This is a genomic window from Flavobacterium sp. (assembly GCF_043778725.1).
Taxonomy (GTDB): domain Bacteria; phylum Bacteroidota; class Bacteroidia; order Flavobacteriales; family Flavobacteriaceae; genus Flavobacterium.
This window is the reverse complement of sequence record NZ_JAYWFT010000098.1, coordinates 13,690-31,999: the sequence shown is the minus strand read 5'-3', so window position 1 is coordinate 31,999 and position 18,310 is coordinate 13,690. Positions and strand designations below refer to the sequence as shown.

15 protein-coding genes and 1 pseudogene are annotated in these 18,310 nt (G+C 31.6%); 13 read left to right on the top strand and 3 right to left on the bottom strand.

Features of this window, described 5'->3' with window-relative positions; all coding sequences use genetic code 11:
• A pseudogene (locus ACH2CG_RS09180) lies at positions 1–1,465 on the top strand (malate:quinone oxidoreductase); the annotation flags it as partial.
• A 6-nt stretch (positions 1,466–1,471) separates the two neighbouring features.
• On the opposite strand, the gene ACH2CG_RS09175 reads toward ACH2CG_RS09180, so the two are convergent.
• On the bottom strand, positions 1,472–3,676 hold the full coding sequence (locus tag ACH2CG_RS09175) for an FUSC family membrane protein (RefSeq protein ID WP_395064417.1): 2,205 nt from the start codon (positions 3,674–3,676) through the stop codon (positions 1,472–1,474).
• A gap of 163 nt (positions 3,677–3,839) precedes the next feature.
• Between ACH2CG_RS09175 and def the strand changes: the two genes are divergently transcribed.
• The 4 genes from def to ACH2CG_RS09155 all read left to right on the top strand — a co-directional run bounded on the left by def (position 3,840) and on the right by ACH2CG_RS09155 (position 7,558).
• Entirely contained in the window at positions 3,840–4,427 is a 588-nt protein-coding gene (gene def, locus ACH2CG_RS09170) for a peptide deformylase (protein WP_395064415.1), read from the top strand.
• A 175-nt stretch (positions 4,428–4,602) separates the two neighbouring features.
• Complete coding sequence (locus tag ACH2CG_RS09165; protein WP_395064413.1) at positions 4,603–5,103, top strand: DUF5606 domain-containing protein; 501 nt, start codon at positions 4,603–4,605, stop codon at positions 5,101–5,103.
• 136 nt (positions 5,104–5,239) lie between these two features.
• Positions 5,240–6,013, top strand: a complete 774-nt coding sequence (gene mazG / locus ACH2CG_RS09160) for a nucleoside triphosphate pyrophosphohydrolase (protein WP_395064411.1) — start codon at positions 5,240–5,242, stop codon at positions 6,011–6,013.
• A gap of 63 nt (positions 6,014–6,076) precedes the next feature.
• A complete protein-coding gene (locus ACH2CG_RS09155; RefSeq protein ID WP_395064409.1) occupies positions 6,077–7,558 on the top strand; it encodes an APC family permease in 1,482 nt (493 codons plus the stop codon).
• A 22-nt stretch (positions 7,559–7,580) separates the two neighbouring features.
• On the opposite strand, the gene ACH2CG_RS09150 is transcribed toward ACH2CG_RS09155, so the two are convergent.
• Positions 7,581–8,261: a Crp/Fnr family transcriptional regulator gene (locus ACH2CG_RS09150; RefSeq protein ID WP_395064407.1), complete on the bottom strand. Its 681-nt coding sequence runs from the start codon at positions 8,259–8,261 to the stop codon at positions 7,581–7,583.
• A 108-nt stretch (positions 8,262–8,369) separates the two neighbouring features.
• Here ACH2CG_RS09150 and ACH2CG_RS09145 point away from each other — a divergent pair, with 108 nt between their 5' ends.
• The 8 genes from ACH2CG_RS09145 (at position 8,370) to ACH2CG_RS09110 (ending at position 17,144) form a co-directional block, all read left to right on the top strand.
• Complete coding sequence (locus ACH2CG_RS09145; RefSeq protein ID WP_395064405.1) at positions 8,370–10,745, top strand: heavy metal translocating P-type ATPase; 2,376 nt, start codon at positions 8,370–8,372, stop codon at positions 10,743–10,745.
• Positions 10,746–10,861: 116 nt separating this feature from the next.
• The gene (ccoS, locus tag ACH2CG_RS09140) at positions 10,862–11,056 is read left to right on the top strand and encodes a cbb3-type cytochrome oxidase assembly protein CcoS (RefSeq protein WP_395064403.1); all 195 of its coding nucleotides are present in this window, start codon (positions 10,862–10,864) and stop codon (positions 11,054–11,056) included.
• Positions 11,057–11,058: 2 nt separating this feature from the next.
• On the top strand, positions 11,059–13,236 hold the full coding sequence (gene ccoN, locus ACH2CG_RS09135; protein WP_395064401.1) for a cytochrome-c oxidase, cbb3-type subunit I: 2,178 nt from the start codon (positions 11,059–11,061) through the stop codon (positions 13,234–13,236).
• Positions 13,237–13,239: 3 nt separating this feature from the next.
• A complete protein-coding gene (locus ACH2CG_RS09130; protein WP_395064399.1) occupies positions 13,240–13,407 on the top strand; it encodes a CcoQ/FixQ family Cbb3-type cytochrome c oxidase assembly chaperone in 168 nt (55 codons plus the stop codon).
• Between the two features lie 4 nt (positions 13,408–13,411).
• Complete coding sequence (locus ACH2CG_RS09125) at positions 13,412–14,371, top strand: cbb3-type cytochrome c oxidase N-terminal domain-containing protein (protein WP_395064397.1); 960 nt, start codon at positions 13,412–13,414, stop codon at positions 14,369–14,371.
• A gap of 60 nt (positions 14,372–14,431) precedes the next feature.
• On the top strand, positions 14,432–15,850 hold the full coding sequence (ccoG, locus tag ACH2CG_RS09120; RefSeq protein WP_395064395.1) for a cytochrome c oxidase accessory protein CcoG: 1,419 nt from the start codon (positions 14,432–14,434) through the stop codon (positions 15,848–15,850).
• 108 nt (positions 15,851–15,958) lie between these two features.
• Positions 15,959–16,411, top strand: a complete 453-nt coding sequence (locus ACH2CG_RS09115; RefSeq protein WP_395064393.1) for a FixH family protein — start codon at positions 15,959–15,961, stop codon at positions 16,409–16,411.
• A gap of 28 nt (positions 16,412–16,439) precedes the next feature.
• Positions 16,440–17,144, top strand: coding sequence for a sulfite exporter TauE/SafE family protein (locus ACH2CG_RS09110; protein ID WP_395064391.1), 705 nt, complete (start codon positions 16,440–16,442; stop codon positions 17,142–17,144).
• A gap of 15 nt (positions 17,145–17,159) precedes the next feature.
• On the opposite strand, the gene ACH2CG_RS09105 is transcribed toward ACH2CG_RS09110, so the two are convergent.
• On the bottom strand, positions 17,160–18,026 hold the full coding sequence (locus ACH2CG_RS09105; RefSeq protein ID WP_395064389.1) for a hypothetical protein: 867 nt from the start codon (positions 18,024–18,026) through the stop codon (positions 17,160–17,162).
• Positions 18,027–18,310 lie beyond the last annotated feature (284 nt).

The following is an 18,310-nucleotide window of genomic DNA, read 5'->3' as shown; positions in this document are numbered from 1 at the left end:
TAGTATTGGTTGGAGCAGGCATAATGAGTGCGACTCTTGCTGTTTTTCTTAAAGAATTACAACCCGAAATAACTATAGCAATTTATGAACGGCTTGGTAACCTGCATTGGAAAGTTCTGATGCTTGGAATAATGCTGGAACCGGACATTCTGCCTTCTGCGAATTAAATTATACGCCACAGCACGAGGATGGTTCAGTAGAGGTTAGTAAGGCTATAAAAATTGCTGAATCGTTTGAAGTTACGCGTCAGTTTTGGAGTTATTTGGTCGCCAATAATAAACTTCCAAATCCAGAAAATTTTATACATTCTATTCCACATTTAAGTTTTGTTTGGGGAAATGAGAATGTTGCGTATCTACAGGAACGATTTGAAACTTTGTCTAAGAATCCGTTGTTTTCTAATATGGAATTCAGCACCAATTTTGATCAATTACAAAAGTGGATGCCATTGGTTATGCAAAACAGAGCTAAAGAGGAAAAAGTTGCTGCAACGTATATGCCATTAGGAACTGATATAAATTTTGGAGCATTAACCAAAAGTATGTTTGAATATTTAACAAAACAAGATGGGATTTCTATATTTTACAATCATGAAGTCCAAAAGATAAGACAAAATGACGATGGTATTTGGCGGTTAAAAATTAGAAATCTTGATGACAATTCTAAGTTCAAGAATTACCCAAAATTTGTTTTTATTGGCGCTGGTGGAGGATCTTTGTTATTGTTAGAAAAAGCCAATGTTAAAGAAGGTGAAGGTTATGGTGGATTTCCTGTGAGCGGACAATGGTTGAAATGTACTAATGAAGAAATTATTGAAAAGCATCAGACAAAAGTTTACGGAAAAGCTAGTGTTGGCGCGCCACCAATGTCAGTTCCGCATTTAGACACTAGAATAATTGATGGCAAAAAAGAACTACTTTTTGGTCCTTTTGCTGGATTTTCGACTAAATTTTTAAAGAATGGATCTTACTTTGATTTATTAAAGTCAATTGAAGTTGATAATATACTTCCAATGTTATCTGCTGGTTTGCATAACATTCAGCTTACCAAATATTTAGTGCAACAAGTTATGCAATCGGACGAGGATAGATTAAATGCTTTGAAAGAATATTTTCCTGATGCCATGATGAAAGATTGGGAGTTGCTTCAAGCAGGACAACGCGTTCAAGTAATTAAAAAAGATGAAAAAGAAGGTGGAATATTAGAATTTGGAACCGAAATTATTGCAAAAGAAGACGGAACATTGGCTTGTTTACTTGGTGCTTCTCCTGGAGCTTCAACTGCAGTTTCTATAATGATTGATGTTTTAGAAAAATGTTTCAAAGAGCAATTTGAGTCGTCTATTTGGCAAGAAAAATTAAAAGAAATGATTCCTTCTTTTGGTCAATCTTTAAATGATAATAAAGAATTGTGTGATCAAATTAGAACTAAAACATCTGAAACTTTGAAGTTAAAAAACGTCTAATTTTTTTTAATTGGCACTAATTATTTTTGAGCTTTTTAAAATGCTTTCAGACAAATTGGTCAACCATAATAATTGTTCAATAACAAGTTGAGATTCTTGCATTTTTAGGTGGTATTTTTCATCGTCAAGAGTGCCTTCTTTTAGTTCTTTTGATAGTATATCTTTTAATTCTTTAAATCGAATTGCAACTTCATTATTGGTCTTGAAAACTAACGTGTTATGATTGTTTAGCATTGCAATACAATAATTTAAATTGGTGATAACAGCATCGATTACTACATTAAAAGCTTCAGATGCTTTGGTGGTTTTGTGGGTTTGAACATAACTACCAAGTGATGCCGATGCCGATAATAAAGTGTGATTTAGTTCGGTTATTTTATAAATTTGGGAAAGCATTTTTTGTTTCGATTTGGGTTCTTGTTCCATTCTTTGATACGAAGTCATAAGATTTCCTAATTCGATAAAGGCATGTTTTCTTGACAATTTATAAGAGGTTGTCACTTCACCTTTTTCGTTATAGAAAAGTGATATTTGCTCAATGTAGTTTCGGTTTGCTTCAATAGATTTTTCTATAAATTTCTTAATATTCATAAATTCCCAAGAAGGCCAAAGAAAATAATTTGCAGCAAATGCAAGAGCTGAACCCATAAGTGTATCTAAAATTCTATTTATAATTACAGAATCAATATTGGGCACTAGCATGCCATAAACAAACACCACATACATTGTTACAAAAGTTGCTCCAACCTTATAATTGGTTTGTGTGAAAGTAAAGCCTAATAAAATAGAAATTATTGCTAATGTACTAGTAATTATTGTATTGTGAGTGAAATATAAAACGCCAAAGGCAATAAATCCGCCAAGAATAGTTCCGAAAATTCTCTCGAATGATCGTTTTTTTGTCAATCCATATCCTGGTCGCATTATTACAATTATGGTCAAGACGATCCAATAGGCATTATTGAACGAAAATAATTGTCCGATTGAAATTCCTGCTAAAATTGTGCAAGTTAATCTTATAGAATGTCTAAAAACTGTTGATGAGAAACTCAAATTTTCAAGAAAAGTACTTAACGGATAATATAAAGGAGTAAGGAATTTTTCTAATTCTTTATCTTTAACTTTAAAATCCTGTAAATCAATTTTTGCTGATAAAATTCGTTCTAGAATTACAATTTTTTCAACTTGTTTTTCAGCATAATGTAACATATTTGTTAGCATCAAAATACCTTCAGATTGCGATGTTAAACCCAATTCTACTTTATAATTTTTAATAACAATTTCGGTATTTTCTAAATCTTGTAACAAGGAATGATTACCATTATATTTCTTGTTATTTTCTATAGAATCTGAAAGTTGTTTTAAAACTTCGGCAAGATTAAAAGCAAGATTTTGATAGGTTTTTAAAACCATCGGATGCGAATCAAATTTCTCATGTAGCTTGGCATGATCAAACGATGTTGAAAGAGCTAATTCTAATATTTCGACCAATGAAATAAAGAAAATTAACATTTTTCTATTTTGATTGGAACTTCCAGTATTGGATCGATTTCTAATTAAAAGTTCTCTTAAATCCTCGTGAATAGCATTAATTTCTACTTGTAGGCTAAGTTGTTTGGAAATAATATCCGATCGATTACAGTTTATTTCCCATAAATCACTTCGTAATTTTAGATATTTGGAAGTCAATTTTATACATTCAGCAATTTGAATTTCAATATAACGATACGGTTTTATGTAATGAAAAGTCAACGAAACCAATAGGTAGAAAAATCCACCTGCAATGATAAGAAGAACATAATTTACAATTTCCCAACCTGTATGAGTTTTCCCTAGTGCCAATGCAATAGACAACAAACCAGAGAATGAGACCATCATAGCGCGATGCCCATAAACAGAAATCATTGACAGAAAAAAAACACTAATTGTTAAAAGTGGATAAAAAATAAAAGGATAAGGATGTAAGATATTGATACTAAAAGTAGCAGTAGATATTATTAAAATGGCTACTAAAATTCCGTTAATTTTATGCTTTAAGTTACTTGGAATATCACTTGAAGAAGTTAGAAAAGCTCCGAGTGCTATGGTAAAACCTATTTGAAAAAGATTAAAATAGGAGAGAACAATAACAGGTAGTACTGCGGCAATAGTTATTTTTAGTGCTTTGGTAAAATTATAACTTTCAGTAAAACTTTTAATTTTGTTTCTCATTTAAAATGGAATTTACTACAAATATAAGGATTGTTAAAGTTTCTATTTGCAAATTTGTGATAGGTTTAATTTTAAAGTTAAAAACTACATCAGTCTAAAAAGTGATGGCAAATAGCTGAATTTTTATTACTTTTGCACTTCGATTTTAAAATATAATATCAAAATGATACTACCAATATACGGCTATGGTGATCCAGTTTTAAGAAAAGTAGGCGACGAGATTTCGGTTGACTATCCTAATCTGCAAGAACTTATCGTTAATATGTATGATACCATGTATAATGCTTATGGCGTTGGATTGGCTGCACCACAAATAGGCTTGGCAATTAGATTGTTTATTATTGATACAGAGCCATTTAGCGACAGCGATGATTTGTCTGCAGAAGAGCAAGAGCAACTTAAAGGTTTCAAACAAACTTTTATTAATGCCAAAATGTTAAAAGAAGAAGGCGAAGAATGGAGTTTTAATGAAGGTTGCTTGAGTATTCCTGATGTTCGAGAAGATGTTTATCGTAATGAAAAAATAACTTTAGAGTTTTATGATGAAAATTTTAACAAAAGAACAGAAGTTTATGATGGTTTAATTGCAAGAGTTATTCAGCACGAATACGATCATATTGAAGGAATTCTTTTTACTGATAAAATCGCAATGTTAAAGAAAACATTGATTAAAAAGAAGTTACAAAACATTATGGACGGTAAAGCCAGACCAGATTATAGAATGAAATTTTGTAATAAAAAAGGAAGATAATTTAGAAATTCCAATTTTAGAAATTCCAAATTCCAATTCTTTCTCAAATTACCAAGAATTGCCAAGATAATTCCAAATTCTAAAATCACATAATGTTGTTAAAATTGGTATTTGGGTTTTGATTTTTGGAATTTTATTTAGTTATATTTGCCACTCTTAAAATAATTTTTAGAAAATGAATGTAGAAAAAATATTGTCGATTTCAGGAAAACCAGGATTATACGAATTAAAAGTTCAAACGCGTTCAGGATTCGTTGCAGAATCTATGATAGATGGGAAAAAGATAACTGTAGGATTGAGAAGTAATGTAAGTTTACTTTCTGAAATTTCTATGTACACACATAGCGAAGAGAAGCCTTTGGTAGAGATTATGCGTGCCATTGCTATTAAAGAAAATGAAGGTCCAGCTATATCTCATAAAGAAGATAACGAAAAGTTATTGGCTTATTTTAAACAAGTAGTGCCAGATTATGATGAAGATAGAGTGTATCCTTCAGATATTAAAAAAGTGCTAAATTGGTACAATACACTTCAAGCTAAAGGATTGGTTTCTAAAGAAGAACCAAAAGTGGAAAACGCTGAATCTGTTAAAGAACAAGTAGTTGAAGAAGTAAAAGCCAAGAAAGAACTTAAAGCTGATAAAGCCGAAACTCCAAAAGCAAAAACAAAAAAATAGTTAATTACTTTTTTATAAATATAAATCCTATTACCAATTTTGAGTAGTAGGATTTTTTATTTTTACGATTACATTAAAGAAAATTTGTCTTCCCGAGCGCAGTCGAGGGATTCTTATCAAATAATTAAAATTAAAAATGAACTCAAGAAAACAACAACTCGAAGCTTTTGGAAGATTATTAGATATAATGGACGATTTAAGAGAGAAATGTCCTTGGGATAAAAAGCAAACGCTAGAAAGTTTACGTCATTTGACCATAGAAGAAACCTACGAATTGGGCGATGCAATCTTAAATAATGACTTACAAGAAATAAAAAAAGAACTAGGCGATTTGTTATTGCACATTGTTTTTTATGCCAAAATAGGAAGCGAAACCAACGATTTTGATATGGCCGATGTCTCAAATGAAATATGTGATAAATTAATTCACCGTCATCCACATATTTATGGAGATGTTGTGGTTGCCGATGAAGAAGAAGTAAAACAAAACTGGGAAAAACTAAAACTCAAAGAAGGAAAAAAATCGGTTTTAGAAGGAGTTCCCAAAGGTTTGCCAGCATTAGTAAAGGCAAGTAGAATTCAAGATAAAGTAAAAGGAGTAGGGTTTGACTGGGAAGAATCGCATCAAGTTTGGGATAAAGTTCAAGAAGAATTACAAGAACTTCAAGTAGAAGTTGCCGCTGGTGATCAAGATAAAATTGAAGCCGAATTTGGAGATGTTTTATTCTCAATGATTAATTATGCAAGATTTCTAAAAGTCAATCCCGAAGATGCTTTGGAACGAACCAATAAAAAATTCATCAAGCGTTTTCAATATTTAGAAAGCAAAGCTGGCGAACTTGGAAAACCTTTAATGGACATGACTTTGGCAGAAATGGATGTTTTTTGGGAAGAAGCTAAGAAACTATAATTAGCTACTATTTTTCTATGCTCTATTTTACTATATTTGAAAAACTAACCAAAACTAAACTTTATGTCGGAAACAGATACTTCATCAGTTAGCCCAAAAGGCTCGGGTCAAGAATTAAAACGCTCTTTAGGTCTAATTGATGCAACTAGTTTAGTTGCTGGTTCCATGATTGGTTCCGGAATTTTTGTAGTAACAGTTTACATGGCGCGCGATTTAGGTTCGGCTGCATGGATTTTAGTCACTTGGTTAATTACTGGTTTGTTAACGATGTCGGCAGCACTCAGTTATGGTGAATTAGCAGGAATGATGCCCAACGCTGGCGGTCAATATGTCTACATCCAACGTGCTTACGGAAAATTAATTTCCTTTCTTTACGGATGGACAGTTTTTACAGTAATTCAAACTGGTGTTATCGCTGCAGTTGCTGTTACTTTTGCCAATTATGCCGCCGTTTTCTTTCCAGTTTTAGAAAATAAAATCTTTACAATAGGCGATAGTTTTACTTTTACCAACAGTCAAGTTTTGGCTATGTTTAGTATTGTTTTGCTTACTTATATCAATACAAAAGGTGTCAAAAACGGAAAAATTATTCAATTGGTTTTTACATCTGCCAAATTGATTGCTCTTTTTGCCTTAATTATTTTCGGATTGTATATTGGCTTTCATACCACTACTTTTCACGATAATTTTGCCAATATGTGGGACGCAAGTAAAACAGTTTTTGACGAAACTACCAAGACAGCAACAGTAACAAAAATCTCAGGTGTAGCTCTGGTTGGTGCCATTGGAGCAACTATTATAAATTCTTTATTTTCTAGCGATGCTTGGAATAACGTTACTTTTATTGCAGGAGAAATTAAAGACCCAAAAAAGAATATTCCAAGAAGTTTATTTCTAGGAACATTAATAGTTACTATCATTTATATCTTGGCCAATATTGCTTACTTAGCTTTATTGCCATTAAATGGAACTCCAGATGGTTCTGTAGTACAACACGGAATTATGTTTGCCAGTCAGAATAGGGTTGGAGCAGCAGCTGCAAGCATGATTATGGGAAATATTGGTGTTTTTGCAATGGCAGCATTAATTATGGTTTCTACTTTTGGATGCAACTCAGGATTAATTTTATCTGGCGGAAGATTGTTTTATGCCATGGCAAAAGATGCACTCTTTTTTAAACAAGCAGGAGAATTAAATAACAATGATGTTCCTGCAAAAGCGCTTTGGTTTCAATGTCTTTGGGCTTGTGTTTTATGTATTTCTGGTAGGTATGGCGATTTGTTAACCTATGCAACTTTTGCCTCTTTAATTTTTTATATTCTTACCATTTACGGAATTTTTATTTTAAGAAAAAAAGAACCAAATGCAGAAAGACCTTACAAAGCTTTTGGTTATCCAATAATACCAATATTATACATTATTGTAACATCTTTAATATGTGTAACCTTATTAATTTATGAAACTACAAGTACTGGTTTAGGATTGTTTATTGTTGGACTCGGAATTCCAGTATATTATTTGTTCTTGAATAAGAAAGAAGGTTAGAAAATAAAAATGGCTGAATAATTTATTCAGCCATTCTTTTTAATTTAATTTTATCAAGTATTGTAATCTTTTTGCCAGTAAGTTCTATCAAGCCGTTTTTATTCATTTCAGATAATAATCTAATGCAACTTTCGGTAGCAGTACCAATTATTCCAGCTAACTCATCTCTAGAAAGTTGAATGTGCAAACTTCCATCTTCATTTTTACCAAAAGTATCTTCAAGATAAAGTAAAGTTTCGGCCAAACGTTCTTTTACGTTTTTCTGAGCCATATTTACCATGTGGTCATCAGCATCTTTCAAATCACTACAAATGGTTTTCATAACATTCATAGAAAATCCATTATTATCATTGAAAAATCCCATTACATCTGTTTTTGGAATAAAACAAACTTCCATATCTTCAAGCGCTACGGCACTTAAATTGGCAGGTTCATCACTTATCATCGATCTTTGACCAAGTAATTCGCCTGGTTTAACCAATTTTACTATTTGATCTTTTCCATTAGCACTCAATTTAGAAAGTTTGCAAACACCTTCTTTAATGCAAAATACGCCTTTAGTAATTTCGCCTTCTTCAAAAATATGTTCGCCTTTTTTTATGGTATAGGATGTTTTGCAGTCGGCCATTCGCAAAAGTTCTTCTTTGTTCAAGGCTTTCAACGAACTAAACTGTCTAACTATGCATTGTTCACATTTGCTCATAATGCTTTTTGTTTAAAGGTCTTGCAAAGATATCAAATAGTATGACAATTATCATATTTTAAATTTAAGAATTGTTCAACCTTTGTTCAAGGTAAAATGAGCAAATTTATGGACGCAACAAATTGTTTCCATTGTGGTAATGAAATTATAAAAAAAGAAGAAATTCTATTTGACGAAAAACGTTTCTGTTGTAATGGTTGTAAAACTGTTTATGAAATTTTCAGTATAAATAACATGTCTTGTTATTATGATTTTCAGGCATCTCCGGGTGCAACTCCATTGGATATTAACGGAAAATATGACTTTTTAGAAAATGAAAACATTGTTTCAAAACTTCTTGAATTCCAAGAAGATGCAACACACATTATTTCACTTTATGTTCCTCACATACACTGTAGTTCATGTATTTGGATTTTGGAAAATCTACAAAAATTGCAATCGGGAATAAACACGTCTCAGGTAAATTTTCCAGAGAAAAAAGTGCGAATAAACTACAATCCAGAGAAAACAAACCTTAAACAAATTGTAGCACTTCTTTGTTCTATTGGTTATGAACCTTACATCAGTTTAGATAATTTTGAAGAAGGTAAAAAAGTTGTTGATAGAAGTTTGGTTTATAAAATTGGAGTAGCATTTTTCTGTTTTGGAAATATAATGTTGCTTTCATTTCCAGAATATTTTGAAGTAAATGAATTTTGGATCAATCAATATAGAGGATTCTTGCGATGGTTAGTTTTTGCAATTTCACTTCCATCTTTCTTGTATTCGGCAAGTGGCTATTATGTTTCAGCTTGGAAAAGTATCAAAGCAGGAATGTTAAATATCGAAATTCCAATTGCTTTAGGAATTATAGTAATGTTTATCAGAAGTACCGTCGATATAATTTTTGATTACGGACAAGGTTTTTTTGACAGCATGTGCGGATTAATTTTCTTTATGTTGCTCGGAAAATTATTCCAACAAAAAACCTACAGTTTTCTTTCGTTTGAACGTGATTACAAATCCTATTTTCCTATCGCAATTACTAAAATTTTATCCAATGGAACCGAAATTCCAGTTCAAGTTTATGATATTAAAAAAGGAGATCGACTACTAATTAGAAATCAAGAATTAATTCCGGTTGATGGAATTTTAATTTCTAATAAAGCTTCAATAGATTACAGTTTTGTTACTGGAGAAGCCGTTCCAATTGAAAAAAAATCTGGTGATAAAATTTTTGCAGGCGGAAAACAATTGGGTAAAGTAATCGAAATGGAAGTGCTATTTTCGGTTTCAAACAGTTACTTGACACAACTGTGGAGCAACGATGTTTTTCAGAAAAAAGTAGAAATCAAACACAAAACCATAACGGACAAAATCAGTCGTTACTTTACTCCAGCCTTGCTTGCATTGGCAGTACTATCTTTTTTATATTGGATTTTTATTAGCGTCGATACTGCTTTCAATGTATTTACGGCAATCTTAATTGTGGCTTGTCCATGCGCTCTAGCACTTACAGCTCCATTTACACAAGGCAATGTATTGCGAATTATGGGAAGACGAAAGTTGTACCTAAAAAACGCTATGGTTATTGAGCAATTGGCCAAAGTAGATACAATTGTATTTGATAAAACTGGAACCATTACAACCAATGAAAAAACTTCTATCACTTATGAAGGTGAACCATTAAATGATTTTGAATTAAAATTATTAGGCAACACTTTAAGAGGTTCCAACCATCCATTAAGTCGAAGATTGTATGATTTTATTCCGAAACAAGAAAAAATAGAACCTTTGCACTTTGAAGAAATAATAGGTAAAGGAATTAATGCTGAGTTTGAAGACGGAACTGTAAAATTAGGATCTTCTCAATTTTTGCAACACATGAGCGAGAACACGCACAAGAAAACAAAAGTCCATGTTGAGATAAATGGTGTTTACAAAGGCAGTTATATTTTCAATAATCAATATAGAGAAGGTTTAGAAAAATTATTTGAACGCTTGTCTAAAAATTACAAATTGATTGTTCTTTCTGGAGATAATGACGGCGAACGTAAGATTTTGGAAAAAATGCTTCCAGCAAATGCAACTTTAGTTTTCAATCAAAAACCAGAACAGAAACTGCACTACATAGAAAATTTACAAAAGCAAGGAAAAAATGTAATGATGGTTGGCGATGGATTGAACGATTCTGGAGCTTTAGCACAAAGTAATGTTGGAATATCAATTTCAGAAAATGTAAATGTCTTTTCACCTGCTTGTGACGGAATTTTAGACGCTTCTCAGTTTCAAAAAATTGCCTTTTTCATGAACTATTCCAAAAATGCAATGCTTACAATTTACATGAGTTTTACACTTTCATTATTGTACAATATTGTAGGATTGAGTTTTGCCGTTACAGGAAATTTATTGCCCATTGTAGCTGCTATCATAATGCCTTTGAGCACCATAACTGTTGTGAGTTTTGTAACTATCATGAGTAATATATATGCAACAAAGAAATAGATTTTAGTAGTTTTTAGATAACATGAAACTATAATTTCAATTCAAAATTTAAGTATGATAAATATCATATTTTATAAAATAAGGTCAAAGTAATTTTGTTAACACAAATTCAAGGTATGAGTGTCATTTATTTATTAATATCCATCAGTATAGTAGTAGCCGCAACATTTCTTTATGCTTTTATTAGAGCAGTTAGAAGTGGACAATATGACGATGATTATACACCGTCTGTCAGAATGCTTTTTGACGACGAATTAATAACAAAACCCAAAACAGTAACAAACAAAAAAGAAGAACAAAAACCAATTTAATTATGGAAATGCAACAATTTTATTACGACAACAAAATTGTAAAGAAATTTATCTACGCCAGTATAGTTTTTGGTATAGTAGGAATGTTAGTTGGGCTTATTTTAGCCATTCTGTTTCTATTCCCAAACATGACCGATGGAATACCGTGGTTGAGTTTTGGACGATTGAGACCTTTACACACCAATGCAGTTATTTTTGCCTTTGTTGGTAACGCCATGTTTGCAGGAATTTATTATTCCTTGCAACGTTTACTTAAAGCAAGATTATTTAGCGATTTTTTAAGTAATCTTCACTTTTGGGGATGGCAATTAATTATAGTTGCTGCTGCAATTTCTCTTCCGTTAGGATATTCAACTTCTAAAGAATATGCCGAATTAGAATGGCCAATAGATATTGCAATTGCTTTAATCTGGGTAGTATTCGGTATCAACATGATTGGAACAATTATTAAAAGAAGAGAACGTCACTTGTATGTAGCCATTTGGTTTTACATCGCTACGTTTGTTACAGTTGCCGTGCTTCATATTTTTAATAGTTTAGAGTTACCAGTTTCTGCAATGAAATCATACTCGGTTTACGCAGGAGTTCAAGATGCATTAGTGCAATGGTGGTACGGACACAATGCAGTTGCCTTTTTCTTAACAACACCATTTTTAGGATTGATGTATTATTTTGTTCCCAAAGCAGCTAATCGTCCTGTATATTCTTATAGATTATCAATCATTCACTTTTGGTCGTTAATTTTCTTATACATTTGGGCTGGACCACACCATTTATTGTACTCAGCATTACCAGAATGGGCACAAAATTTAGGAGTTGTTTTCTCAATTATGTTAATTGCTCCATCTTGGGGCGGAATGATAAACGGTCTTTTAACACTTCGTGGTGTTTGGGATAAAGTAAGAGAAGAACCAGTTTTGAAATTCTTTGTGGTAGCTATTACTGGTTATGGTATGGCAACTTTTGAAGGTCCAATGCTTTCGCTTAAAAATGTAAATGCTATTGCTCACTATACCGATTGGATTATTGCTCACGTTCACGTTGGTGCATTAGCTTGGAACGGATTTATGGCGTTTGGAATGGTTTATTGGTTGATTCCAAGAATGACTAAAACCCAATTATTTTCTAAAAAATTAGCCAACTTCCATTTCTGGATTGGAACTTTAGGAATCATTATGTATGCGTTACCGATGTATGTTGCAGGATTTACTCAAGCATCTATGTGGAAACAATTCAAACCAGACGGAACATTACAATATGGTAATTTCCTAGAAACAGTAACTCAAATTATGCCAATGTATTGGATGAGAGCTATTGGAGGAACATTATATTTAACAGGAGTGATTGTGTTGGTTTACAATATTGTTAGAACAGTAAAACAAGGTTCAGCCGTTGAAGATGAATTGGCAGAAGCTCCAGCATTAGAAAAAATTACTACTGGAAGATTGAAAGGAGAAAAATTCCATCCATGGTTAGAAAGAAGACCAATCCAATTAACAATATTAGCAACTATCGCTATTTTAATAGGAGGAGTCATTCAAATTGTTCCAACCATAATGGTTAAATCTAATATTCCAACTATTGCAGCTGTCAAACCTTATTCTCCATTAGAATTACAAGGACGTGATATTTATATTAGAGAAGGTTGTGTGGGTTGTCACTCTCAAATGATTCGTCCGTTCCGTTCAGAAGTGGAGCGTTATGGAGATTATTCTAAAGCAGGTGAATTTGTTTATGATCATCCATTTCTTTGGGGTTCTAAACGAACAGGTCCAGATTTACATAGAGTAGGCGGAAAATATAATGACAACTGGCATTTCAACCACATGTGGGATCCACAACGTGTAAATGAAAAATCAATTATGCCAGCTTACAAATGGTTATTTGCTAACAAACCAATGGATTATTCTACAACAGAAGCTAAGATGAAAGCCATGAAAACGCTTGGTGTTCCTTATTCTGATGCTGATATTGCTAATGCTCAAAAAAGTATTCAAAATCAATCTGCATCTATTGAGAAAAATCTATACAACGATCCTGATTTTGTGAAATCTTATGAAGAAAGTAAACAAAAAGCAGCTAAAAATGGTGAGACTTTCGTTCCGATGAAAGATAGAGAAATAGTAGCCTTAATTGCTTACTTACAACGTTTAGGAACCGATATTAAAGTAAAAAAATAAGTCATGCTAAAATTTGTAAAATACAGTTTAGAAACAATAGATGGTGTAGCAGTTTATCCAATTATCTCACTATTAATATGTTTTAGTTTCTTTGTTGGACTTTTCGTTTGGGTTTTCACCTATAAAAAAGAGGCAATTAAAGAAATGAGTGAATTACCAATAAAAGATTAATCCTATGAAAAAATTAATTCCATCATACGTAAGAGTTCCCTTGATATTTGCCACAGTATTTGGTGCAATGGAATATTTTATTGACTCAGGCGATCAACCAGCTTTTATAAAATATCCAATGGTTTTGTTGTTTCTTGCTGTGTTTCTATTCCTTTTAATAGCTATAGAAATTGTAGTTAGCGCAGTAGATAATATAACGTATCATTTGCTCACTGAAGAACAGAAAAAACAACTGGAAGAAGCACAATCAATTCCTTTTACAGAAAGCGAATTCTACCAAGGTTTATTAAAAAAACTAACGCGTTCTAAAGAAATAGAACAAGAAGCCGACGTAATGTTAGATCATAACTATGACGGAATTAGAGAGTTAGATAACGTTTTGCCGCCATGGTGGGTGTATCTTTTCTACGGATGTATAATTTTTGCAGGAATTTATTTGGTAAGATATCAAATATTAGGTGCTGATAATCAAACTCAAGAGTACGAAAAAGAAGTTGCAGAAGCGAAAATTGCAGTTGATGAATACAACAAAACCGCACCAGATGTAATGGATAAAGAAAAAGTTGTGCTACTTACAGATGCGGCAAGTATTGCTGCTGGTAAAGCTATTTTCCAAAGTACTTGTGTTGCTTGTCATAGACCAGATGCTGGTGGACAAATAGGGCCAAATCTAACAGATGATATGTGGATTAATGGTGGCGGAATAAAAAATGTGTTCAACACTATTATGGAAGGCGGACGTGACGGTAAAGGAATGGTGCCATGGAAAGCAACAATAAAACCATCTGATATTCAAAAAGTTGCCAGTTATGTTTTATCACTTCAAGGATCTAATCCAAAAGAACCAAAACCAACTGAGCCAGAAGCAAAAAAATGGGTAGAAGAAGCTACTCCAAAAACAGATGCAAAAACTGCACCAGCAGATACAACCAAAGTAGCTGCAAAAGTTGTTGCTGTCAAATAAATAAATCCTTTCAAGTCTCGGTTTTAAAATCGGGACTTGAGGTTTTAAAAAACAAACAAAATGTCAACATTACCAGATTATAATTTTAGAGATAGCATAGGTACTATCAATAAAGAAGGAAAAAGATCTTGGATATATGCCAAAATTCCTAAAGGGATTCTTTATGAAAGAAGAAAATGGTTAAGTTATTTTTTACTGTTATTTTTATTTGCAGCTCCTTTTGTAAAAATTAACGGAAATCAGTTTTTACTATTTAATGTTATTGATAGAAAATTTAACCTTTTCGGATTTCCTTTTTGGCCTCAAGATTTTCATATTTTCGTGATTATCATGATTATTGGCGTAGTTAGTTTGGCACTATTTACAGTTGCCTTCGGAAGAATTTTTTGTGGATGGTTTTGTCCGCAAACTATTTTTATGGAAATGGTATTTCGCCGAATTGAATTTTGGATTGAAGGTGATAGAGGTGCTCAAATTAGATTAGACAAACAAGCTTGGGGTGCCGAAAAAATTAGAAAAAAAGGTACTAAATGGTTTATTTTCTATATTATTTCCTTCTTAATTGCTAATGTTTTTTTAGCTTATTTAATTGGTAGTGACGAATTGATAAAATTTATTAAAGACGGACCAACAAAAAATACGCATACCTTAATTGCATTAATAATTTTTACTTATGTATTCTATTTTATTTATGCGTGGTTTAGAGAGCAAGTATGCATAATTGCTTGTCCTTATGGTAGAATGCAAGGTGTTTTACTAGACAATAAAACCATCAATGTTGCTTACGATTATGTTCGTGGTGAAAAAGAAGTTGGAAGAGCTAAATTCAACAAACAAGAAGATAGAGCAGCATCTGGAAAAGGTGATTGTATCGATTGTAAATTGTGTGTTCACGTTTGTCCAACAGGAATAGATATTAGAAATGGTGTACAACTAGAATGTGTAAATTGTACCGCATGCATTGATGAATGCGACCACATTATGGAAAGTGTTGGTTTGCCCAAAGGATTAATTAGATATGCTAGTGAAGTTGAAATTGTTAATAAAGAAAAATTTGTTTTCAATGCAAGAATGAAAGGGTATGCATCGGTATTGCTAATACTTACTGGTGTTTTTATCGGAATGTTATTTCTTAGAAACGATGTTGAAGCTACAATTTTACATCTTCCGGGACAATTGTTTGAACATAAAGGAGAAAAAATCAGTAACGTTTATACTTTTAAAGTGGTTAATAAAACCGAGCATGATTTTAATAATGTCTATTTCAAACTGGTTTCTCCAAAAGGCGAAATAAAATTAGTAGGAAAAGACCATTTTACAGTAAAAAAACAAGCTTTATCAGAAGGAACTATGTTTGTTGAGATCGATCAAGCCTTTTTAAAAGGAGATAAAACAACATTGCAAATAGAAGTTTATAATGATAAAGAACTGATTGATAATGAAACAACTAACTTTTTAGGACCAAGAAGTTTTAACTAAAAAATTTAAACATATGAAATGGCCATTAACAATTAGTTTGCGTAAGCAAAAACCAATAAATAAAAAGGCGATACCATATATGACCACTAACAAATAACTTTTACATATATGAAAATTAATTGGGGAACAGGAATTGTAATTGCGTTTGCACTGTTTATGAGTTTTATTTTATTCTTTGTATTTAGTGTGCAATCCAATTCTAAATACGATAACGAATTGGTTGTTGACGAATACTATAAAAAAGAATTAGTAGCTCAGCAAGATTTAGACAGAGAGCAAAACGCCCATGATCTAAAAAGTAAAGTAATTATTAAAACTACAGCAGAAGGAATCAATGTTGATTTTCCTGCCGATTTTGATTATAAAAATATTAAAGGAATGGTGTCCCTTTATAGACCGTCCAACCAGAAACTAGATTTTGAAATTCCTATTTCACTTTCTAGTCCACATTTGCTCCTACCTAAAAGTAATTTGGTTGGCGGTCGTTGGGACATTAGTATAGATTGGACTTACAAGGATAAAAAATACTTGAGCAAAGAGTTTGTCTATTTTAAACAATAAACAAAGCATCAAAATATAAATTATAACAATGCTATATTCAGCTTTTATATTCGGATTAATAAGTAGTTTGCACTGTATTGGTATGTGTGGACCAATTGCTATGATGTTGCCATTAGATAGAAACAATTCAGCCAAAAAAGCAGTACAAATAATGCTTTATCAAATGGGTAGATTATCGGCTTATGCTACTCTTGGTTTAGTGTTTGGTATTTTAGGAAAAGGGTTTTATATGGCAGGAATTCAACAGAGTATTTCAATTATAGTTGGAATTTTCATGATTGCAATTGCTGTTGTTCCCGAACGTATTTTTATGAAATACAATTTCTCTAAACCAGTTTACAGAGTAATTTCTAACGTAAAAAGCAGTTTAGGAAATCAATTCAAACGCAAATCACCAGATGCCTTATTCACAATAGGTTTACTCAATGGGTTTTTGCCTTGCGGATTGGTTTATGCAGCTTTGTTTGGCGCCATTGCCATGCAAAATGTAACTTTAGGAGTTTCCTACATGTTGCTTTACGGATTAGGAACCATTCCAATGATGAGTGCTGTGGTTTACATATCTAACATTCTCTCAACGCCTATTCGAAGTAAAATGCAAAAAATGATTCCAATTGCAACAGTTATTATTGGAACACTTTTTATCCTTAGAGGATTAGGTTTAGACATTGCTTACATTTCTCCTGGCAACCTTTCATTATTTGTACAAGCCAACGCCAATTGTCATAAATAACTAATAATAAATTATTTATGGAAAAACATAGTTTACTCTTCTTAGATGTTTTTTTTCAATAATGTAAATCACTTTATCTTTAAAAAGTCTTGTTATATAACTGTATCTATATTTATTAATAAAATCGACACTTATTATTCTAGATTTATTTTTCTCCAACGACCTTCTATCAATTATTAAATCTCGGTAACTTTCAAAATTTGTTAATGTGATTTTTTTAGTACCAGAAAAAAATAAAGAATAGTAATTTACACCATTGTGATTTTCTTTATTTAACTCTAAATTGTTAAGTTTTTTATTTTTTTTAAATTCTAAATATAGGGTATCTAGTTTATTAACATTATTATAAATCGAATCAAAAAAAAGTTTGTTTAAAGCAGTGACACCTTTAAGAAACTTAGCTCTTTCTTGGTAATGAGGATATTTTTTCTCAATATAAATCTCTGGATTATTTGATTTTAAAGTTAAGGCATACTCTTTTTTAAAAAAATTAATCTCATATTCTCTACCGTCATTTACAATCAGTTCTCTTCCATTTTCATCTTTTGTAATAGTAAGATAATTTGGATCTATACTTTTTAATGAATCTAAAATAGTGGTACATTCAGTAGCTTCTTTAGGTGCCAATTTAGTACTGCTAATTATTATTTTTTCATCTTTATCCACATAAAATTTATAAAAACCATCTTTTTTTTGAACTATAAAGTTCTCATTGTTTAATTTAAACAGAAGTGCTTCCGGATCACTACAATTCAATAAATTTCTACAGTTATCTCCATCTTTAGCGTGGTCATAACGTTCGTTTTTTGATATAAAAAAAAACGCTTGACTGTAACCAACAGTTACTACTAAAAACCAAAATAATAAATTTATCTTTTTCATAATTAATTTATAATAAAAGCACGCTTTTAAGATGTTCTTTTAGAGTAATTATTTTAAAAATTTCACGTATGCTTTGTATAAAATAAACACTATAAATGCAAGTATTGCTACACTAATTAGTATTAATAAGATTTGGATGTATGATATTTCCATAGGTTTTGGTTATTTAGTTTCTTCTTTTTTTAATTTTATTTCATAATATTTAATCTTTAAAAGTATGTATTTCTTTACTAGAATGTATATAGTTATAAAAAAGTATAATATTAGAATTATAAAAAAAGTTG